This window comes from Bacillus sp. FSL K6-6038 (genome assembly GCF_038050455.1).
GTDB lineage: Bacteria > Bacillota > Bacilli > Bacillales > Bacillaceae_G > Bacillus_A > Bacillus_A pseudomycoides.
On the sequence record NZ_JBBOUH010000002.1, the window covers coordinates 102468 to 123087 of the forward strand.

Sequence of the window (20620 nt, forward strand, 5' to 3'; positions counted from 1 at the left end):
TAACCCTAATCATCCATTGGTTAGTTACTGAAAACACTTTGTTTCAATTGTGTGATTAGGGTGTATGATAATAAGTTTAAAAATGAAAGATTAGACATACGAAGGATTTTTATAAAAAAATCATAGATAAAAAACCCGATTTTAAATCGAGTTGGAAATAAAAGTAAGCCTATGACCTATTTTTACACGTATCTCGGCTGTACCCCATGCCCATCAACTTAAGAACGGAAGCAGAGCGAACTTTCGTTCATATGAACGAAAAAACTCTTAAAATACTTTGTATCCTTAAAAATGAGCATACTAAATAAACCTCAAGCGGCCAAATTTCAAAAATTATGCAGCTTTCTTTTGTTTTTTTAATCCATTATACTCATAGACAACACCCAAGATATCAAAGACAGTTTTCTTCTCATATCGATGAGATTTCCGTCCATTCTTCTGTAGGAGATGGAACAGACGGATAAGAACCTTTGTCATCTCTTGGGTGTTTTGTTGTATGGCTTGATACAAGATGTGTAAATGATCTTTAATCATTCCAATTGCTTTATATTCACTTAATTCTTTTTGTTTCTTTTGTAAAATTAATTGTCTCATCTTAAACATAGTAGAAGAGCATAGAAAAATGGAAATAAGTTTTCCATAAACATGACATTCTAATCGCTCTTGTTTGATATTTTTCCAATGATGAATTTGAAATAGAGATTTCCAAGTTTTAAAGATGATTTCTATTTGCCAGCGGAGAGAGTAAAAATCATGTATTTGTTCCATCGGAACAATCTCCCAAGGTGTATTGGTAACATATATGTTCATGCCAGCTAATCGTTTGCTTTTTTCTGAATACGTAATCCCCTTTTTACTTTCCGTATACACTTGTTTTTTCATACGTTCACGAAGTTGTTTTTCAGTTAAACGATATAGAATCACCCGAGTGAAAAGTTTTGTATCTTTTCCAATATAAGCATCTTTTATTTCATAGACTTGCCCCGGTTTTAAAGTATTCATAATGTGTTCTAAATCAACTTTAATGTACTGAGACTGTTTTTTTACTGTCCCATTTCGAAAGTACTCAGGAAATTGATTTTTAATATATACCATATTGTTTAATTTGAGCCGTGATATATAATACACACCACGTTGATCCATGTGATCTAAATCATCCAGTGAATAATAGCCTAAGTCCCGAATACAGAGATCTCCAGGACGTAATGTCGCTAAACACTCTGTTCCAAAAGTCTTATCATTATTTTTCCCTGGTTCAACTCGAAAATTTAAAAACTGGCCACTATGTAAATCATATTCTAACTGAATTTTTATACCCGCTGTTTGTGCACAACCACCTGATCCAGGATATACACTAGCTAAATGTTTTGGCACTTGGAAAATCGTTGCATCTAAAATACGAATTCGTTGAAAATAAGCAATTGAAGAGCTTGGAATTACTGATGTTTCACAAATTTTATTTTTTAATAATACAGAGAAAATATGTTTTAATAAGCAAACAGCTTTTTTATTGAAACGTTTATTGAGTCCTTCCGGACTAATAAGAGTTCCTGTAGCTGCATGAAGTTGACTGCACAGTCTAACTAAAGAATCACTCGCTATCCGTTGACTAATCCAAACACAAATAGTGGCTAAATCGTGGCCCGAAAACTTACGCTTTCGTTGTACAAAATCTAGTTCTCTAGCAAGTCTTTCTAAAAATGAAGGAGTAAGATATTGGTGTAATTCTTCAGCAAATAATTGTAGTTCACCTTGAATCGAAAGATTCATAAAAACATCATCCTTTCTAATTATCTAGCTTCTTTAGAAAGAATAACGTTTTTTTATACTTGGGTGGAGTGAATATTATTGAGCGGATAAGCATGTATGGTGACCTCTATTTCATGCTAATGGTGAAGGTCCGTGAACAAATGACAATAAGAAACAATTTATTTCGACATTACAAATTATGACAAAACACCCGCTTTTAAAATGGTAATATTTGCTTATAAACTGAGTTTAATAGATAATTCGGTAGAAAAAATGTTAATGAGAAAAGAGAGGATGAGAACACATGAAAAAGATCGTTCGCAAGTTAATTGTTCCAGGACTAGGACTATTGCTTCTATTCACAGGAGGTACTGCTGAAGCTTTCGCAAGTGAAAATGTATCTAATAATTCGAGTACAATTAAACCCATTGTTAAAACAAGTGATATGATAGCTTCTAGCAAAGGAGAGGACAAAAATAAGGATAAAAACAAAGACAAAAGCAGAGAGGATTTTGTTAAAGCAACACTCAATCATGCATACAATATCGTTGGGCAGGGCAAAAAAAATGTAATAGTCTACAATCGATCTGTTCGAGAAGGAGGCTATACTCATCAGCTTCATGGGTATGATACATACTATAACGTATTGTATGGTGATATAACATATGGTGTTTATGTTTTTGACTATGGATATTTCAAAAGCACAAGTAATAACAAGAAGGCTGACTGGGCATTCAAAGGTAACTGTTCTAAAAAAGGAAACACCGTATCTTGTGCACCTCTTTGATGGAGTGAACCCTGAGAATGAGACGATAAAAAACACCTCTCTAAATCGTAAGTATCAGTTTGGTCTGACCCCATTTGGTGAGACAAAGAAAAAACACCAATGGGGTCAGACCACTGTATATTTCTACAAAAAGAATAACGTTTTCCATGAATTATGGGTATAAATTCATCTTAGATTGATAGGAGTGTATGGTGGCTCCTTGTAGATTATTTTTTCTCACAGCATATGTGATTGCATTTGTTTTTAATAAAACAGACTGTTCATTTCGCATAATTTTATATTCGAGCGGTTTTACTATGATGCTTAATACTTCCCAACCATCATATACTTTTCTCAATTTATTCAGCATTTCTTCTGTTGGAATGTTTATCTCCATTAGTGCATCCAATTTCTTATTGGTATCCATATCAATTTCTTTAACTTCAGAATTTACAATGATACAATTTATTCCATTGTACTTTGTTCCGTCTGCCATTCGTTGAACAACTTTTTCAAATACCTTTTCTGATTGGACATGTTCTAAACTTGAAACCGCAACAATGAAATCAAAGTTATTAGGTTTAATATCATAGTTTCCTATATCAGCTTTTTCAGTTTGGATTACTTCTTTAACTTCATATTCCTCACTGTATTGATTTAATTTTTGCAAAGCAGAGTTTAATAAATCAATACACACAACTTTACCACCACTTTTTTTTATAGCTTGAGCCAAAGGGATACTATTTCTACCGACTCCAGAACCTAAATCAAGCACACTAAGATCGTCTTTTCCTTCAAACAATGGAATTAGATCTATTACCGTTTTTACAGGTTTATGTAGCCACGAACCTTCTTCAAACAGTTTATAATTACCATAACAATAGTCGTGATATTTTTTCTCCTCTTTTCTTATAAATTCAATTCTGTTCATTGTTTTTCCTCATTTCTAAAATTGTGTATTCTATAAATTACTGTAACAGATTTAATATAACTTTTTGAACATCTTATCTTGTTACTTAAAGAAAGAATGATCAACAATATATACATGTGAGATTGACATCACGACTCATTATTGGTAGTATCCAAAAAAATCTCATTTCTTATCTTTTTTCAGATAAGAAGTGAGATTTTTTGTTTTGGGAGCGACTTGATTTCTTAAGTTGATGGGCATGCGGCTGTACCCCTATGTAGGTTAAAATTAAGCATACAGAACATATGACAAATATCTAATTAAATAGTTCTAGCTTCTTAGCGTATGAAATTCGCGTTTTGTTGGCGAGACCTTGTAGGAGTAGCACCAACATTTCGCGAGTTTCGTACGCTAAAGGATAATCGACTTTTTAGTTGAACGAAATTTGCAATTTTAAAAGGGCTTAATACACAAAATTATAATTAAATGCCTTAAAATGCACCTGAGGGTATCTTATTTTTTGAATATATATATGAAATATGGTTTTATTTAATAACATACTCGGTTTCTTCTAACTCACCTATTCCTTTTTCTTCAGTTCTTTAAAATGAACATTCATAATAGGGGTCACCTTATTACAAATTAAAATAAATGAAAGTCTTTTGTAATCATTATGAAAGACATTTGAAAGATATTGAAAGTAAGATGAATTTCTAAATATCAATTTTAAAGTGAAAAACTTCACAAGAAGAGGAGAACAGAATGAAAAAGACATTTAAAACAACTGGAATTGGAAAGAAGGTAATCCCTGCGACAGCAGCATTAGGTATTCTTTTTTCTATGGCTCCTGTTGCAGAAAATAAGGCTAGTGCAAGTATAGCTACTGTGCTAGATGTGGGGATTACTACATTAGGTCTAGTGAAAGACATTTATGAAGCACTTGGGATAGAGGTGGGAGATCCTGACTTAACAGATTACACTGGTCCTTATGCTGAAAATGTATCTTATAGAGCTCCTGGTTTTAAATCTGGAGAATTTAATATTTCTATGCATCATACGAAAGATGATTTGAATTTTACTAGACCGGTTAAAGTACTTTATCCAAACGGAAAAAGTGAGATTCACCAATTAAAATCAGGGAAGCAGCTGAAGATTACAGAAGCGGGTACAATTGTAGATCTAAATCCTTATGCAGAATCTGCTTCAGAACACAATCTTCTTTACATTACACAAGCGCAATTAGACGAAGGGAAAACCGGAGTTGCGCTTAACCAATCTATCACTATATATGTAGAAAAAACATCTGGTCAAAATAAAGTTCTTGTTGACGAATTTTATAAGAAAAGATTTGGAGCAAATTCCCTTGATGGCTTTAAAGGTTTAGGGGTAGACCGTTTCTCTTATTTAACAGAAGAACAAAAGCAAATAGCAACATTGACTTCAAATCCTGTATCCAAAGATGTTATTTGGAATTATCTTACAAGCGATTCTAAAGCTCTTGCAGACTTTCATGATCGATCAGTGAATCTATTAGCAAACACGAAACTGACTCTAGAAACACATATTTCATTAGCACATGTTTCATTAGGTGATGGCGATACAACTTATCAAATGATCCCGATTAAAAAAGGAAGCAATAAAGTAGTTGTAAAAAAAGGTTCGCAGTATCTTTCAGGGAAAGAAGGGCAATCACTTCAATATTCAGATTGGATTGGTGATGACGAAGTATTAGAACTTGTCCAAATCGAAAATTCTGCTAGCAACAAATTTCAATTCAATTTGATAAACAAGAATGGAGCACGTTTGACACTTACTAACGACGCTAAAAAATTCACTACTAATAAGGAGCCGAGTTCTAACATTCGTTTCCCTGAAAAAAACAACAATGAAATTCATAATTGGCTAAGAGAGTGGTATCCGGGTAAAGAAAATGAGAAACAGAAATATGACGGAATACAGATAGTAGCCGATGAAAAGGATCCTACGAAAAAGACTGCAAAAGATTCTTCTGGAAATGTGATAAAGAACAGTTGGGTAGAAAAAGATGACAATCAGTATTATGCAGGTTCCGATGGATTCTTGTTGAAAGGTTGGCAGGAAATTGAGGGGAATACATATTATTTTAATCCAAATTACTGCGACATGGCTCGTGGAACTGGTTCTTCTTCATTGATTGAGGGTAAGGAATATTACTTCAACGATTCTGGTATTCTGCAACGATCAGCATTTCAGGAACATGGAAATTCTCTATACTATGCTGATGCTTCTGGAGCCTTTGTTAAAGAAGGTCTACGAGAAATCGATGGTAAAATTTATTATTTCCAAAATTACAATGCCACTAAAAAGGAACTACGTCTAGAAGATGAAGATATTATTCTTCACTTTTCTGATAAAGGCGTACTTGAGAAGGCTTCTAAGCTGAATGGAGAAGCGCTAAGTAGTCAGAAGCGTATTACTTTTAATGAGAAAAAGTTAGTGTTTGAAAAAGATGGTTCTATTAGAAAAAAAGGGGTCTCTAAAATCTTTTTACCTGGATTGAACTTGGATGGAAAAGAGCAGCCTGCACTGGTTTATTACAGCTTAGAAGAAGAGCCTTACTATTCTGGTTGGAAGGAAATCGATGGTAAAAAATATCATTTCGATGGTGGCATACACTATACTTTCGATGGTCATGAAGAAATTAAAGGAAAAAGATACTATTTTAATCATGACGGAGAAGCTAAGCTAACTGGGCTTGATAAAGTTGATGGTAAGACATACTATTATGACGATAAAGGCGTCATGCAAACGGGATGGAAAGAAATTGGTGGTAAATGGTATTACTTCCAGGATTCTGGAGAAGCTAAGATAGGCTGGTTCCACGTTTGGGGATCTTTCGGCACCAAAGGGTTTGGATATTTCAGTTACTATGGTAAAAAGGATGGTTCGATTTATCAAAACGAAACTGCTTATCTTCCGGTAGGAGACGATTACTATCGCAAAGCCAACTTTGATAACGATGGGCATTACAAGTTAGAGGGGGAAGCTAAAACAGCTGATAGATGGTCGTTAAGTGGGATTAAGGTTAGCGATTAAGGTTTGTAACTCTTGATACAAAAAGCTGTTAAGTATAATATGCTAGTGTCACAGATAAATAAATCGGAAGTTAGAAAGTATGAAATAAAGTAAGAAATTATTAGACTGCAAAGTATTTCTTTCAGAAGGCTTTGCAGTCTGTTTATATTACTGCGCTCTGTAATGTACAAATACAAATTGAAAAACAAGGGAATATGTTTTGGTTCAATCGAATGAAAATCAATATTTTGAATTCCTTTATTCTGAAAAAAATTATGAAATCGTTGAAAAGCATTCTTTCCAAATAACAAATCAAATATTCCCCTCAGTTCTTTAAATTGTGCATTCATAAAAATCGCCTACATTTTTTTATTCACTCAGTTTTTAAACGATTTCTTTTTTCTCGTTGCAAGGTACTTACACTAATTCCCGTCATTCTTTCCACTTTCCTATAAGATTCTGTTTTTAACAAACCAAGAGCATGTTCTATTTGTTCTTTATTATATTTCTTCGGTCGTCCCTCTTTAAAATTAGGATTCAACTTGGCAATCGCTTTTCCTTCTTGTGTACGTTCTACAATCATATCTCTTTCAAATTCAGCGAATGCACTCATGATATTAAACATCAATCGACCAGTTGGCGTATCTTCCACTACTCCCATATTAATGACATGTACCTTAATTCCTTTTTCAAATAACATTTTAATCGTTTGAATTGCATTTTCAGCCGAACGTGCAAACCGATCTAATTTTGTTACTACAAGTGTGTCGCCATTTTCTAGTACAGAAAGTAGTTCTTGAAATTTTGGCCTATCAAATTTTGTACCTGTAAATTTTTCAGAGTAAATTTTCTCGCAACCTTCTTTTTCTAACATTTGAATTTGAGATTCCAAATCCTGGTTCAAAGTGCTCACCCTAGCATATCCATATTTAACCAAAATCTCACCTTTTCTACGTTTACTTTTGACCATAAGTTTTGATGTAGGTCAATGTGCTGATTGTCACTTTAGAAGTTATTTTGCACCTATTTTAAGCGCTATTTTGCACTATATGTAAATATAAAAAAGCCCAATTTCTCAGTTTTAATGCTGAGAAATTGGGCTTTTATCGTTACTTCGGAAAAGCGCCCGATTCTGGAAAATTTGAAAAACGTTTATTTTTCTTTTAACATTGAATACTTTCGATAAGCTTTATAGAAATTGATACCCAAAAAAACAAACAGAAGTGTGGAAGACAACTTCAAAAGGACAAATGGTGTTTCAAATAAAAATGCCTTCCAAAATAATGAACCTTTCATACTCCAAAGACCTTCATGATATAATCCTGAATCCTTGTAAAACATATAAGAATAAGCTAAACACAGTATAACCGACCAAAATGAATAATCCATTAATTTTTTATAATGATTACCCTTTGATTGGCGATCCGAGAAGATTTCATTTTGATCATCATCTTCTTTTTGCCAATACCGTAGTCCACTAAGCAAGGGCCCCTTTATATAGTTCCAACCGAAATCCTCATATATCCCTTTGTATTCAACCAACTTTTTCTTAGGTAAATAATCTTGATAATCAAGTCGTATAACATATCTCTTGTCAGTTTTTTCGAAAGTGTATATTCCTAATCCACTAATATTTGTACAACGATAGCCTTTTTGTAATTGCTCGTTCAGCCATTGCTCTTCTTTTTCAATATCAAAAAATATCTTAAATTTCTTCATTGGATTCACTTCCTTCGTACAGGGATAAAATATGCAATAGCCTATTTTGTTCCATTTTCAAAATGGTGCTTCCTTCTGCAGTTATCATATATACTTTTCTCCGACCTGACTCTCCAACAGGTTCAATCCAACCATGCTTATTCAAGTTTTCAATCGCACCGTATAATGTACCAGCTGCTAAAATAACAGTACTGTTACTTATCTTTTCTATCTTCTGCATTACGGCATAGCCATGGAGTGGCTCACGCAGAGCTATTAAAATATAATGCATGGTTTCAGACAATGGTAATAATTTATGTTTCATATCCTCACCCTCATTTCAGTTCGACTGTATAGTTCAACTTAATAATAACATAATGCAGTTCAACTGAATAGTCAACAACATTTTCAAAATTGGTCAAAGGAACTTAAAGTAAATAGCTTGATAACAAGGGAAAAAATCAATCTAAAAAGTCACTTTCCTTACGTAAGGGAAAGTGACTTTTTATGTAGTCTTATTCAATTAAATGGCCCGATTGTTGAAGAAAGAGATACTCTGCAAAATAGATCTTTTTATCAAACTTTTTTTACAAATTATCAATCTTTATTTTAAATCAGCAAAAAGCGGTCATAATGCGGATGGGCGGTGGGTATAACGCTTATACTGCTTTTACACCGCTTTTCTACTAGTTTTAATACTTGTGATTTTGAGATTTCCCTCATAGAGTTCCTTCTCTTTTATAAGATTGAAATTCAAAAAAATATATAGAATTTCTTTTAATATATATAAAAAAATTTATCTTTTGTATAATTAAACTTTACTTTTTTATAAAATAGGTTTAATATAGGTGTTAAGAAAGGAAGGTGTTAACTATGAAGGAAAAATATGGGGACTCTATAACGAATAAAGTGTATGAACATAGAGTGTTAAGAAGAATGTCACAAAAAGATTTAGCTGATGCTGTTGGAGTTTCTAAGCAAACGATATTTGTTATGGAAAAGAATAATTATTCTCCTTCACTGGTGTTAGCATATAGAATAGCAAATTATTTTGAGGTTGATATAAACGAAATATTCTCTTATGTAGGAAAGGAAGATAATAATGCTTGATCAATTAAACAATTGGATGTTAGAAAGCACAGATAATTTCAATATCTTTGTAGGTTTTACATGTATTTTGATGTTGGGTTCAGCAATTGTACTTTTTATTATCTACAAAAAAATTGGTAAACCAGATGAAAGAACAAATACTATTTATTTAAAGATTACTTATAGTATGTTTGTTACTCAAATTCTAATGAATTCCCTATTTATTTCTTTAGTTAGTAAAGACATGTATTTCCGTCAATTCTTTATATTAACTCAAGCCTTGGTATTCTTTGTTGGAGCTATTTATTCTATTAAATTATATAGAAAAGAATGCAAGTAGTTTACTTGCAAATACCATCATAAGCAAAGTAATACAACCTGATTAAAAATTTTGAATAGATATAAATTCCGTTCCTAAAAACGTTTAAATTTAATATAATAATATATATTATTATAGATTGAGAGGAACATTATGCAAAGTCTAAAAATGGTCAAATTTAACATATGGATATTCGGAATATTATTTATTACTAATGCTATTGAATTTATTTCCGTACTTACCACGGATCATAAATTTGATTGGTTAAAAGCTTTTTGTGCAATTGGATTTTCCTTAGTATTTATAATAAATCTATTCGATCTTAAAAATAAAAATTATAAAACTACATAATTAATATCAAATAAAAAGCACTTTTAAAACATTAAAAAGTGCTTTTTATTTATTATAAATATGAATGTAAACTTTTGTATATTAGTTTACTTTCAAATCCCCTTAATCATTGACTTCACACCAAAACCCCTGATATCATCAAAATACATAACGAAAGTATACATTCAAAAACTTATAAATAAAAAGATTAGAACATAAACTAACAAAATATATCATTGATGTTTTACTTTATAAATAAAACTAGCTATTAAAAAAGATGGTAAATTAAACAGGTTACCTTGGACATTATAATGTAATTGTTCTTCTTCAAATGACATCTTCTCATACAATTCATGTTGTGAAACTTTCATTTTCTTTTGTTTTTCTTTTAAACCAGATATGTACATGTATTGTATTGGAATCATAATTAAAACATAAACTATTCCCATTATCACAAATACCCATAATTCATCCATTACTAAACATCTCCTTATCTAAAATTCTTAATATTATAATTATAACAAAAATATCCAATAAATATATTTTTTTATTAAATTTATATTCTAATAATCCTTAGTTCACATAATCTCACTTATTGGTATTCAATGTATCTAGAAACCTAGAAAAGTCCCTTCAGAAGAAGATCTGAAGAGACTTTTCATTCACTTAATCAAGATTATCGGAAATATATTTCGCATTTTTGAGAAGCTACTTCTTTGTTATATTCATCGAGAATTTCTTTTAACATTGCTGCATCCGAAGGTAAGTTTTTGTTGAAGTTAGACCATCCTTGAAACACCAATTCACTTGGCATTTCAATTAGACCCGTAATAGCATCTCAAAACGCATCCCAGTTTTCCCCGTAAAAATCAGGAAACACAAGTTTTTCTTTAAATAGCAAGTGTAAATCTCTATTGTTTGTTACTCCGGTTAAATCAATGATCGTTGTTACTTTGTAGTCATTTTTCATTAATTAAAATGCACCTCTATTGAATTTTAGATTTATATCGTATCATTCTTAAGCTCAATTCAATAATAGTTCACATAATTTCCGTTATCGGTAGCTAGTTTTTCTCCATGCAATGGAGAAAAATACCACCTGGCCATTGCATGGAGAAATTCGGCTGTTTTTTAGTTTTCGCCAAGCCGAACGGACCAAAAACAGGTAAAAATGATAAAATATAGTTTAAAAAGAGCTGCGTAGAGATAAAGAAATAAAAAATATAGTAGAAGGGGGAATAAAAACATGGAAAAATCATGGGAACGACCAAAAATAAAAATCCAAAAAACAAAAAGTGAATGGATTTGGGATATCATTGGATATTCATTTTTTTTAGGATCAATAATTTTTTTGATTATCATTTGGGGAAGATTACCCGAGGAAGTACCGGGACATTATAACGCAGCTGGGGTTGTAGATCGCTGGGGGTCAAAGTGGGAACTTTTGATTCTACCAGGAATAGGAGTATTCATACTTCTTTTAATGCAGACTTTAGAAAAGTTTCCAGAAGTTCATAACTATCCGCAAAGATTTAATGAATTGAATGCTAATCAGTTTTATTTAAATAGCCGAAAACTGATTAATCAATTAAAAAATGTTTGTTTAGCTATTTTTGCTTTTATCCAATTTGAGACGATTTCAATAGCTTTAAATTGGAGTAGCGGTTTTGGTAAATTATTTTTACCGATAATAATTATCGGAACGGTTATTCCAATTGTGATAGGTATAATGAGGCAACGAAAAATTAAATAATATTATTGTCATTAAAACGGTATTGGCAAAAGAAAAATAATTGGTAAGTATCAATGGTAAAGGGAAAAACCAAAAGACAAGATCTAAATAAGAAAAAAACCACATTGAATAAACATACATGTTAGGTTAACATAACGCAACATTATCAGCAGTAACCAAATCCCAGAAAACCATTCATACCAAAAGTTTTCCAGCTTTCCGTTCCCTTCTCTATACGCCGTATTTCATACATTCCTGTCACAACAGCATTTGGCAGTTCAAATCGTTCTCGCAACCTGCATGAAATCCTGCATATCTTTAGCGTATAAAAAATTCAGTTTCCGCTTCCTAAAACTGTCTTAGCGTATATTTTCGTTAAAATGTTGGTGGTACGAATCATTCACCTTTCTTAACAACAATATAGTTAAATATGGTAAAATAGTAATTGGATTGAAATACAATATACTTGGGGGTACAACCACATCACTATCAAGCTAAGACTGCATTAGGAAATTTTTAGGGGAGTTTTTTTGCTTTTTATAGGGGGTCAGTGTAGATTATCTAAAAATTCGCATACGAAATAAACCCTAATTAATATAGGTATTACTACCATAATGGGTATTGTATGAAAAAAATATTTTATGAAAGCAAGTGAAGAAAAATGAATAATAAATTAATTCAACGTAAATGGGCATTAGTTGTAGCAATTTTGTTTACAATATCATCTATTATGCAGCTAGCAGGAGGAGATATTAAGGGCGGTCCTTATGGAAAGGGACAGTTATTGGCATATTTTTTAATCCCAATATTATTTTATGTTTTGGCATTTAAAAAGAAGAAAGAAAAATAACTTCAAGACAATCTGAACTAGTGGCTTATAGTCGCTAGTTTTTTTGGGGGAGGAATCATGTTTCTACTCTGTTGAAGCTTTTTTATTAGACGGTCGTTTAGAAATCGATAACAACAGAAGTGAACGTTCTATTAAACCATTTGTGATCGAGAGAAAAAATTGGATGTTCTCAAATACACCGAGAGGTGCTAGAGGAAGTTGTGCAGAGATAATAAAGTTGTTGAATTTACAATAAAGGCATTTAAAAAATAATATAGTTGTTTAAAAATCCTTCTTCCACTAACGGTGCAGGTTAGCTCAATAAGGAATCAAAATAAGAGAACTTGTAAGCTTCTGAAGAGGTGGACAAAAGAAAGGTTTAAAATATAAAGTGGACTATGTTATACAGATATAGAGAGATATTATAATTAATTTGTGGTAAGTTATGAATAGTTTGATTTATTTAAACTAAGTAGAAGAATATAAAATGTATGTGATTTTTTGCAAATCCCATACGTCTTATTCTATGGAGGAAATATGCTTAAAGACAATTTTAAAATTAGTAATATTCCCGCAGTTTTATGGGGAGAAAAGAGTGAAAAAATTTTTATTGCAGTACATGGAAATATGTCAAATAAAGAAGATGCAGTGATTCAAATATTAGCTGAAGAAGCCAATCAAAAAGGTTATCAAGTATTAAGCTTTGATTTACCTGAGCATGGAGAAAGAAAAAATGATAATACTCCTTGTAAAGTACAGTTTTGTGTTAGTGAATTATCTATAATTATGAATTACGCAAAAGAACATTGGAAAGAAGTAAGCGTGTTTGCATGTAGTATGGGAGCTTATTTTAGCCTTTTAGCTTATCAAAACGATGTGCTAAAAAAGGCATTATTTTTATCACCGGTATTTAATATGGAACGAATTATCGAAAATATGATGAAATGGTTTAATGTAACACCAGAGCTTTTGCAAAAAGAAATGACTATAGAAACACCTATTGGTCAAAAGTTATATTGGGATTATTTATGCTATGTAAAAGAACATCCTATTAATACATGGAATACAGATACATATATTATGTATGGAGCCAAGGATGAACTGTGCGAATTTGAAACTATTAACTATTTTACAAAAAAACACAGTTGTGAATTAGAAGTCATGGAAGCAGGTGAACATTACTTTCATACTGAAGAACAGTTGAAAGTATTTGAGCAGTGGTTACACAAGCACATCGATTAACAAATTACAATTTATCTAAGAGATTTAGTGAAGAACCTGTTAGAGAAGAATTGTGAATATATAAACTGATATTATATTTGAGAGGAATTATAAATGTGAATTTATTCACTTAAACAAACAGGTGCTTTAGTTCAATAAGAATTAAACAACTTTATTAATGATTTTTAAGTACAAATACCTTTTAAATGTATAGAAATTAAACAACTTTAAAGAGCCTTACTACACACTAGATTGTAGCAAGGCTCTTATATTTTTATAACAAAATTAAACAACTTTATTATCGGTTTACACTTTTTTTATTGTATTTCAACAAATATATTTTTGCCCCCATAATTTTAAAAATTTTCCCTGTACCCCTTATCCCTATTATTCTCTTGCAATTCATAAAAATGCTCCCATAATCCAAAGGTAAAGAAATATTCTGAAAACATATTTACACATACAATATTTGTAAGATATGATGACATTGTTCTACAAATTAAAGACAATAGGGGGATGATGTTATGAAAAGAAAATATTTAGCTAAAGCTGGGTTATTTGCATTAGCAGCAGGAATAATCTTACCTTCAACTGTTGCACATGGTGAAGCTTTTCCTTCTTCTGTATCTGCATCTACAGCAAATGTCGATAATGCAGAAATTGATGATGTATCTGTAGAAGTTTACGATAAAGATAGGAATTTGGTTAAAACATATTCTAAAGAGAAATTAGAAAAATTTAATCAAGACATGGCTAAAACTCCTCTAAGGAGTTCTAAGTTTGATGGTAATATTCAAAAGGAAACAGATGTTACTCCACTTGCTATGAACGTTTATAATTTTGGGAAAATGTCATTTAGTAACTATCAGTGGATTGATAGTGGCACATCATTTTACCTACCTCAAAGTGTACAGGTAGAACCACAAACTAAGACTACTGGATTGGCAGTACAAGTATTTCATAATAGTTCGATGTGGGAAGAATATGTAGTTAAAGGTTCCTTTTCAAGTGGATTAAACATTCCAATTTCTCACCTTTTAACTGCTTCTGGTAATTATTATGGTTCTGGTGCAAAAACTTTAATATACGTGTAAGTAATCTCTAACACCTGGACATACTGATCCTATTACTCTAGAAAAGGTGTGACCGGTATGGCAAAGGAACATGTATTCAAGTGGAAACATTGTCAGCCTGATGTTATCTTATTAACGGTAAGATGGTACCTACGGTACAACCTCAGTTTTCGTGATTTAGTCGAAATGATGGAGGAACGGGGCTTATCCATTGCTCATACAACGATTATGCGTTGGGTTCACCAATATGGTCCTGAGTTAGATAAGAGAGTTCGTCGTCATCTTAAGAAAACGAATGATTCTTGGCGAGTAGACGAGACGTATATTAAGGTCAAAGGAAAGTGGATGTATTTATATCGTACAGTTGATTCAGAAGGAAACACCATTGATTTCTATCTAAGCAAAACAAGAAATCACAAGGCTGCAAAGCGTTTCTTCAAGAAAGCTTTGCAGTCTTTTCATGTTTCACAGCCTCGTGTGATAACCATCGATAAGAATCCCGCCTATCCTGTAGCAATTGAAGGGTTGAAGAATGAAAAAAAGATGCCTGTAGACATCCAAATAAGGCGAGTGAAATATCTCAATAACATCGTGGAACAAGATCATCGATTTATTAAAAAGCGAGTGCGTTCGATCTTAGGATTCAAATTATTTCGCACAGCCGCTTACATACTGAGTGGCATAGAAGCGATGCATATGATGAAAAAGAAGCAACTTCATCAAGGGGGAAAGTCTGCCCAAAATCAAAAAGATTTCATTGATAAATTGTTTGGTATCGCATCATAATCTGTAATTTAGTAGGAAATTCAGGTCCTACTTTTTTTATAATTTATTTTTGCACCAGAACCCTTTTTTTCGAGTTATTCTGAGAAAAAATCCTATACTATTTTTGTTAAGAACGAGAATTGAGATAAGTATATAAGATGGTTTGTTTCGGGATAAATAGCGAAATATCTAGAAGTAATTTGTATAAATCTAAGTATATTCAATACGCAATATGCAGGATTGCATGAGAAATATAGTTGCTATTTTCATAACTTGTAACTGTAATGGTTACAGGTTGATTATATCCAATCAAACAACTAAAATCATCATGAATGGAGATGTTACATAATGGGTATGAAAAAAATAATTTTAGCTGGAGCTTTAGGTATCGCAGCATTATCAGGAACGAATTTACCAGGATTAGAAGCAACAAAAGCGAGTGCTGCTTCTATTGAATCGAATTTCTCGACGTTAGAAGGACGAGTAGTAGAAGTGGATAATGGAGTGATTGTCGTAAAATCTAGGCAATATGAGGAACCTGTTAGTGTTTATATTGATTCACTATCAAATGTGAAAGGAGGAGATGAAGTAAAAGCTACTGGATCTATGATGCGTAATTTTACAGAATATATGGTTGCAACTGCAGTTGAAAATACTTCAAATAAGTTAGGTATGCACATGAAAGAAGATGGCTCACCTGATTATGTGATTGGGGAAGTATCAAAAGTAGCAACGATGGAGGATGAGGTAGAAGGTTCTACTAAATATGTCGTTGTTCAGTATCCATCGGTAAATGGGAAGAAAGCTATTATTGATGTGTACTTAACAAAGGGACAAGTATTTAATACGGGTGAGAAAGTAAAAATTGATATGAAGTATGTAGGTTGGGGCGGAATTTCTATTAACTGGAACACAACGGATCATATCGAAAAAGTTCATGAAGCAAAGAACAACATTGAAAATAATGATGATGTATGGATCTGGTCTTAATAAGGCGAATAAAAGTCGTTATTTGCGATTTATTCCAAACACAAATGTATAAACCGAATGTATGTAAAGTAAGAACAAAATAAATAACGTATCATGCAGTACCCATCTAATTATCATGTGTATGACAATTAGATGGGTACTTTTTTATTTACTCTACAATTAGGACAATCTATGGCCTCGCATATTTGTTTTTTATTCGAAGTTTGTGCGATTCAGTGTTCATATTCATTTTCAAGCGTGAATTGCATGTAAAATCGAAACTTTATCTGCAGTACATAATAAATAATTTTGTTTTACTGTTTTAATTACATGTGGTTTTAGAATAAAGTTGGATGAAAATCCTATATTAAAATAAAAACAGACCACTGTTCGATTTAAATGTTCCACGATATAATGATGAGAGTTTATGCCTAAATAAATATTTATATAAGAAGTGAGGTATTGTATGAAAAACAGAACTACAGACATTATTTTTATTATTATTGGTGCATTTCTTTTCGCGTTAGGTGTGAATTTGTTTGTTATCCCGAACGAGCTTGGTGAAGGAGGAGTAACGGGTATCACGATTATTACCTACTATTTATTTGAGTGGTCACCAGGCTTAGTTAACTTAATTCTAAATGCGATTTTGTTAATAGTTGGCTATAAATTTTTAAATAGGTTAACAACAATTTATACAATCATTGCTGTAGTTACCAACTCGTTATTTCTTCATTTGACAGAAGGTTGGAATATTGCTTCGAATGAAATGCTGGTAAATGCCATTTTTGGAGGAGTATTTATAGGGTGCGGGATTGGTCTAATTATTCGGGTTGGTGGAACAACAGCAGGTACTACCATCTTAGCAAGGATGACACATAAGTACTTAGGCTGGAGCATTAGCTATGGTCTATTGTTCTTCGATTTAATAGTTGCTTTTTCATCTTATTTCATCATTGGTGCAGAAAAGCTGATGCTGACAATTATTATGCTATATGTAGGAACTAAAGTGATGGAATTTGTAATCGAAGGTTTGAATCCCAAAAAGGCCATTACGATTATTTCTGATAAACCGAATGAAATTGCCAAACAGGTGACTACATCAATGGACAGAGGAGTTACCGTATACTCAGGTCATGGCTATTACACTAAAACCCCAAAGGACATTCTTTATATTGTTATTAATAAGCAAGAAGTAATAAAGCTAAAACGGATTGTTCAATCTACTGATCCGAATGCTTTCATCGCCATACACGATGTTCGTGATGTGTTCGGAGAAGGATTTGTAGATATTTCTAAGGCTTAATAAGAGGTTGATTTTAAAGAATTAGAATTTGTTTTTAAAAAGGCAGAAAATGATCAATCTATTTTATAAAAATAAATCCTAATGCTAAAATATGAGAATCTATTTTGATCAATTTTTATTCAAAATAGATTCTTTTTATTTATCGTAAAATGATGGCTTGTTGGGTATTATTTATCAACCTTTATTCCAAAGCTACATTACCACACGATCTGTTGTACCGTATGCTGTTCTAATGCGGAGTACATCTGGTTCTTCAACACCAGCATACGTAGTAGCTATGGTAACCTCAATAATTTCACTTAATGGATTTTGAATCTTAGCTAATTGTCATGAAATAATTAATTCTTCATTTGTTTTTTTGACATCGATACCTAGCATGTTTCCAAGGTCTTTCTGTATTAGTGTCATTTAATAGAAAAATAAATTACATAAAATGAGGTACCTGGATTCTAGTTATAAAAAATTAAAACTGAACTTTATTAATATAATCATATTCCTCATTGTATTCCCATTGTATTGTGTATCACAGTAAAAATGTTCAATAAAATAGAATGCTTTTTCTTTGTAGAAATACGCACAAGCTAATTTTTGTAGTGGAATGTATATGAACACAAGTAAGTGGCTACTTGTCGAATTAGGCAGTTTGTCTCAAAAATAATTCTGTATATTTACAAACAAATACACATGGTCGTGTAAGGGGATACTTTCTGTCATTGGAAAACCACTGATATAAAGGTGTTTTCAAATACTTACTTTTAATTAGTTTACATAAGAAATCTTATCGGTAGTTATAAAGTGAGTGGAATTCCGTGTCTCAAAATAAGTAGTTATATTATGTTATTGATACAAAAAAGAGGAAACTGTTCCTTTTTAAATTATGTTTGTAAATAACATTATAATGTAGACTTTTCTAGTATGTTTGTTGGATAATCATTTAAATAAGACTTAATATTGTGAGATTAAATTCTCTTCTAGTATTTATTTTGAGTTAAACTTTGTTCGTATCTCATAATAAAGAGTATTCTTAGGTTTTGAGATATAAGAGAAAAATACTAATTTATGTACCTCCCCTTCTTTATAAAATTAACAATAATTTTCCATTGTTGGACTAGAGTTAAATTTGGTTATATGTATTAAAAAAGGAACCCACATGGGGTCCCTTTTTTTAACTTTCACTCTTTTTCAAAAGGTGCATATTTGCACTATATTTATTATAGGGTTTAATGCATATAATATCAATGGGTTTAATATGCATTTGAGGAAATATTCATCGAATCCGAACGCTTGCTTGTTTATAATTTTGATAAGCTATTATTGGTTTCTTAGTCAATATAATCGTAATGTTGTAAATAAGCCTCAAGCTTCAAATTTTTGTGGCCTGTTTCAGAATAGCAGGCGCTGCTGAATCTATTTAAGGAAAGCCCCCATTATCGAGGGAATAGACTGTCTTTTTTACACAATATTACTTAATGTGCATTTTCACAAATTCATATATTTCCATGAATTTTGGTGAAGAGATGTGTGTTACCCTATCCTTTTTGCTACCAAATAATCCTGATTTGTTAAGGTAAATCATATTGTTGGTAATACCAAGAGCCTTCGTCATGTCGTAGTCCACTTCGTCGTAGTTCTTATACTCATATACATGAGTCTTTAACTTACCGAATGGGGGCTTCACTTCAACCAGGATAACCTTTGTATCTGTAAAGAATAGGTATCCGAAGGTTGTACCTTTGAATGCTCCTGTGGAAAGGAAGTAAAACTTCTCGCCCTCCGCTTCTTTCTTAAGCAAATTCAATACTTTTCTGTAATGTTCCCTGTTTGTTTTAGGGAGCTTCTCTGCTTCGCTGACTAATCCATCAAACGTAGAGTATTCTCCAATAATTGTGATTTCTACTTTTATCTTACTTACATTGTATCCTCCACTCAAATTCCTTATCTTACAAACTATTAGTATACTACCTTTTCGCTAGAATGTCAGGAGGAACTCTTACAAGGAAGAATAGACTTTAATTACGGTTCTGGTGCAAAAAATACTGTCATTGTGTACACTGAAAATATTCATAAATAAAGGACGTGTACGACGATGAAAAAGCCAGTGGATTTTAAATGGAAGCATTATGAGCCGGAGATTATTCTATTAGCAGTTAGATGGTACCTCCGGTACAGTTTAAGTTATCGAGATTTGGTGGAAATGATGGAGGAACGTGGTTTATCCATTTCTCATACAACGATTATGCGTTGGATTCATCGATATGGGTCGGATCTAGATAAGCGCGTTCGTCGTCATTTGAAGAAAACAAATAATTTCTGGCGCGTCGATGAAACATATATCAAAGTGAAAGGAAAATGGATGTACTTGTATCGTGCTGTGGATTCCGGGGGAAACACCGTTGATTTTTATTTAAGTAAAAATAGAAAAGCAAAATCAGCTAAACGTTTCTTCAAAAAGGCTTTAGCTTCTTGTCATACCTCAAAACCTCGTGTCCTCACAGTTGATAAAAACCCAGCCTATCCAAAAGCTGTGAAACAATCACAAAAAGCAGGAGACTTACCAGCAGGAATCAAGTTTCGACAGATGAAATATCTAAACAACATTGTCGAACAAGACCATCGATTTATCAAAAAACGAGTCCGGTATATGCTAGGATTTCAATCTTTTCACACAGCAACCAAAACACTTGCTGGAATAGAAGCTATGCATATGATTAGAAAAGGACACACTTTCCATGGGGAAAAGTCTGTCCAAAAGCAGATACAACTGATTAATATTCTCTTTGGCCTTACCGCATAAGCAGTCATTCCGTTAG

The 20620-nt window shown here is 32.2% G+C and carries 21 protein-coding genes and 2 pseudogenes; 13 read left to right on the forward strand and 10 right to left on the reverse strand.

Annotation, left to right across the window (positions count from 1 at the left end; genetic code table 11):
- Positions 1-333: 333 nt before the first annotated feature.
- Entirely contained in the window at positions 334-1770 is a 1437-nt protein-coding gene (locus NSQ40_RS28235; protein WP_341286174.1) for an IS4 family transposase, read from the reverse strand.
- A 283-nt stretch (positions 1771-2053) separates the two neighbouring features.
- On the opposite strand from NSQ40_RS28235, the gene NSQ40_RS28240 reads away from it, so the two are divergent.
- Positions 2054-2536, forward strand: a complete 483-nt coding sequence (locus NSQ40_RS28240) for a hypothetical protein (protein WP_341286175.1) — start codon at positions 2054-2056, stop codon at positions 2534-2536.
- A 151-nt stretch (positions 2537-2687) separates the two neighbouring features.
- Here the strand turns inward: NSQ40_RS28240 and NSQ40_RS28245 are convergent, their stop codons facing one another.
- Entirely contained in the window at positions 2688-3446 is a 759-nt protein-coding gene (locus tag NSQ40_RS28245; RefSeq protein ID WP_341286176.1) for a class I SAM-dependent methyltransferase, read from the reverse strand.
- Positions 3447-4187: 741 nt separating this feature from the next.
- Between NSQ40_RS28245 and NSQ40_RS28250 the strand changes: the two genes are divergently transcribed.
- Positions 4188-6500, forward strand: a complete 2313-nt coding sequence (locus NSQ40_RS28250; RefSeq protein WP_341286177.1) for an N-acetylmuramoyl-L-alanine amidase family protein — start codon at positions 4188-4190, stop codon at positions 6498-6500.
- Between the two features lie 352 nt (positions 6501-6852).
- Here NSQ40_RS28250 and NSQ40_RS28255 read toward each other — a convergent pair whose 3' ends face one another.
- From NSQ40_RS28255 to NSQ40_RS28265, 3 genes are all read right to left on the reverse strand, one after another.
- Entirely contained in the window at positions 6853-7449 is a 597-nt protein-coding gene (locus tag NSQ40_RS28255; protein WP_309460563.1) for a recombinase family protein, read from the reverse strand.
- A 182-nt stretch (positions 7450-7631) separates the two neighbouring features.
- Positions 7632-8198 carry a DUF2812 domain-containing protein gene (locus NSQ40_RS28260; protein WP_098803384.1) on the reverse strand — a complete coding sequence of 189 codons (567 nt, stop codon included), beginning with the start codon at positions 8196-8198 and terminating at the stop codon, positions 7632-7634.
- Positions 8185-8502 carry a PadR family transcriptional regulator gene (locus NSQ40_RS28265; protein WP_098803383.1) on the reverse strand — a complete coding sequence of 106 codons (318 nt, stop codon included), beginning with the start codon at positions 8500-8502 and terminating at the stop codon, positions 8185-8187. Before NSQ40_RS28265 ends, NSQ40_RS28260 begins: the two co-directional genes overlap by 14 nt.
- Positions 8503-9050: 548 nt before the next feature.
- Here NSQ40_RS28265 and NSQ40_RS28270 point away from each other — a divergent pair.
- Both NSQ40_RS28270 and NSQ40_RS28275 read left to right on the forward strand, forming a co-directional pair.
- On the forward strand, positions 9051-9287 hold the full coding sequence (locus NSQ40_RS28270) for a helix-turn-helix transcriptional regulator (RefSeq protein WP_003204257.1): 237 nt from the start codon (positions 9051-9053) through the stop codon (positions 9285-9287).
- Complete coding sequence (locus NSQ40_RS28275; RefSeq protein WP_033798180.1) at positions 9280-9606, forward strand: hypothetical protein; 327 nt, start codon at positions 9280-9282, stop codon at positions 9604-9606. Before NSQ40_RS28270 ends, NSQ40_RS28275 begins: the two co-directional genes overlap by 8 nt.
- A 542-nt stretch (positions 9607-10148) precedes the next feature.
- On the opposite strand, the gene NSQ40_RS28280 is transcribed toward NSQ40_RS28275, so the two are convergent.
- The 3 genes from NSQ40_RS28280 to NSQ40_RS28290 all read right to left on the reverse strand — a co-directional run bounded on the left by NSQ40_RS28280 (position 10149) and on the right by NSQ40_RS28290 (position 10885).
- Positions 10149-10391, reverse strand: a complete 243-nt coding sequence (locus tag NSQ40_RS28280; protein ID WP_097969184.1) for a DUF3949 domain-containing protein — start codon at positions 10389-10391, stop codon at positions 10149-10151.
- Positions 10392-10591: 200 nt separating this feature from the next.
- Positions 10592-10729 carry a hypothetical protein gene (locus tag NSQ40_RS28285; RefSeq protein WP_341286178.1) on the reverse strand — a complete coding sequence of 46 codons (138 nt, stop codon included), beginning with the start codon at positions 10727-10729 and terminating at the stop codon, positions 10592-10594.
- Positions 10730-10753: 24 nt separating this feature from the next.
- Positions 10754-10885, reverse strand: coding sequence for a barstar family protein (locus NSQ40_RS28290; RefSeq protein ID WP_341286179.1), 132 nt, complete (start codon positions 10883-10885; stop codon positions 10754-10756).
- Positions 10886-11161: 276 nt separating this feature from the next.
- Between NSQ40_RS28290 and NSQ40_RS28295 the strand changes: the two genes are divergently transcribed.
- From NSQ40_RS28295 to NSQ40_RS28330, 8 genes and pseudogenes are all read left to right on the forward strand, one after another.
- Entirely contained in the window at positions 11162-11668 is a 507-nt protein-coding gene (locus NSQ40_RS28295) for a DUF1648 domain-containing protein (RefSeq protein WP_258248744.1), read from the forward strand.
- A gap of 640 nt (positions 11669-12308) precedes the next feature.
- The gene (locus NSQ40_RS28300) at positions 12309-12497 is read left to right on the forward strand and encodes a hypothetical protein (protein ID WP_003202969.1); all 189 of its coding nucleotides are present in this window, start codon (positions 12309-12311) and stop codon (positions 12495-12497) included.
- Between the two features lie 79 nt (positions 12498-12576).
- Positions 12577-12696 (forward strand): annotated as a pseudogene (locus tag NSQ40_RS28305) (IS66 family transposase); the annotation flags it as partial.
- 317 nt (positions 12697-13013) lie between these two features.
- On the forward strand, positions 13014-13718 hold the full coding sequence (locus tag NSQ40_RS28310) for an alpha/beta hydrolase (protein WP_090911869.1): 705 nt from the start codon (positions 13014-13016) through the stop codon (positions 13716-13718).
- Positions 13719-14221: 503 nt separating this feature from the next.
- A complete protein-coding gene (locus NSQ40_RS28315) occupies positions 14222-14791 on the forward strand; it encodes a hypothetical protein (protein WP_098159513.1) in 570 nt (189 codons plus the stop codon).
- 57 nt (positions 14792-14848) lie between these two features.
- Positions 14849-15556, forward strand: a complete 708-nt coding sequence (locus tag NSQ40_RS28320; protein ID WP_258248675.1) for an IS6 family transposase — start codon at positions 14849-14851, stop codon at positions 15554-15556.
- Positions 15557-15883: 327 nt separating this feature from the next.
- Positions 15884-16525 carry an ATP F0F1 synthase subunit alpha gene (locus tag NSQ40_RS28325; RefSeq protein WP_098159217.1) on the forward strand — a complete coding sequence of 214 codons (642 nt, stop codon included), beginning with the start codon at positions 15884-15886 and terminating at the stop codon, positions 16523-16525.
- Positions 16526-16970: 445 nt separating this feature from the next.
- Complete coding sequence (locus tag NSQ40_RS28330) at positions 16971-17810, forward strand: YitT family protein (RefSeq protein ID WP_003198538.1); 840 nt, start codon at positions 16971-16973, stop codon at positions 17808-17810.
- A 195-nt stretch (positions 17811-18005) separates the two neighbouring features.
- On the opposite strand, the pseudogene NSQ40_RS28335 reads toward NSQ40_RS28330, so the two are convergent.
- Positions 18006-18188, reverse strand: a pseudogene (locus tag NSQ40_RS28335) (SunI/YnzG family protein); the annotation flags it as partial.
- Positions 18189-19272: 1084 nt separating this feature from the next.
- Positions 19273-19740 (reverse strand): PH domain-containing protein, encoded by a 468-nt coding sequence (locus NSQ40_RS28340; protein WP_240522770.1) that lies wholly within the window; start codon positions 19738-19740, stop codon positions 19273-19275.
- Between the two features lie 156 nt (positions 19741-19896).
- Here NSQ40_RS28340 and NSQ40_RS28345 point away from each other — a divergent pair, with 156 nt between their 5' ends.
- Complete coding sequence (locus NSQ40_RS28345) at positions 19897-20604, forward strand: IS6 family transposase (protein ID WP_258248676.1); 708 nt, start codon at positions 19897-19899, stop codon at positions 20602-20604.
- Positions 20605-20620: the final 16 nt, after the last annotated feature.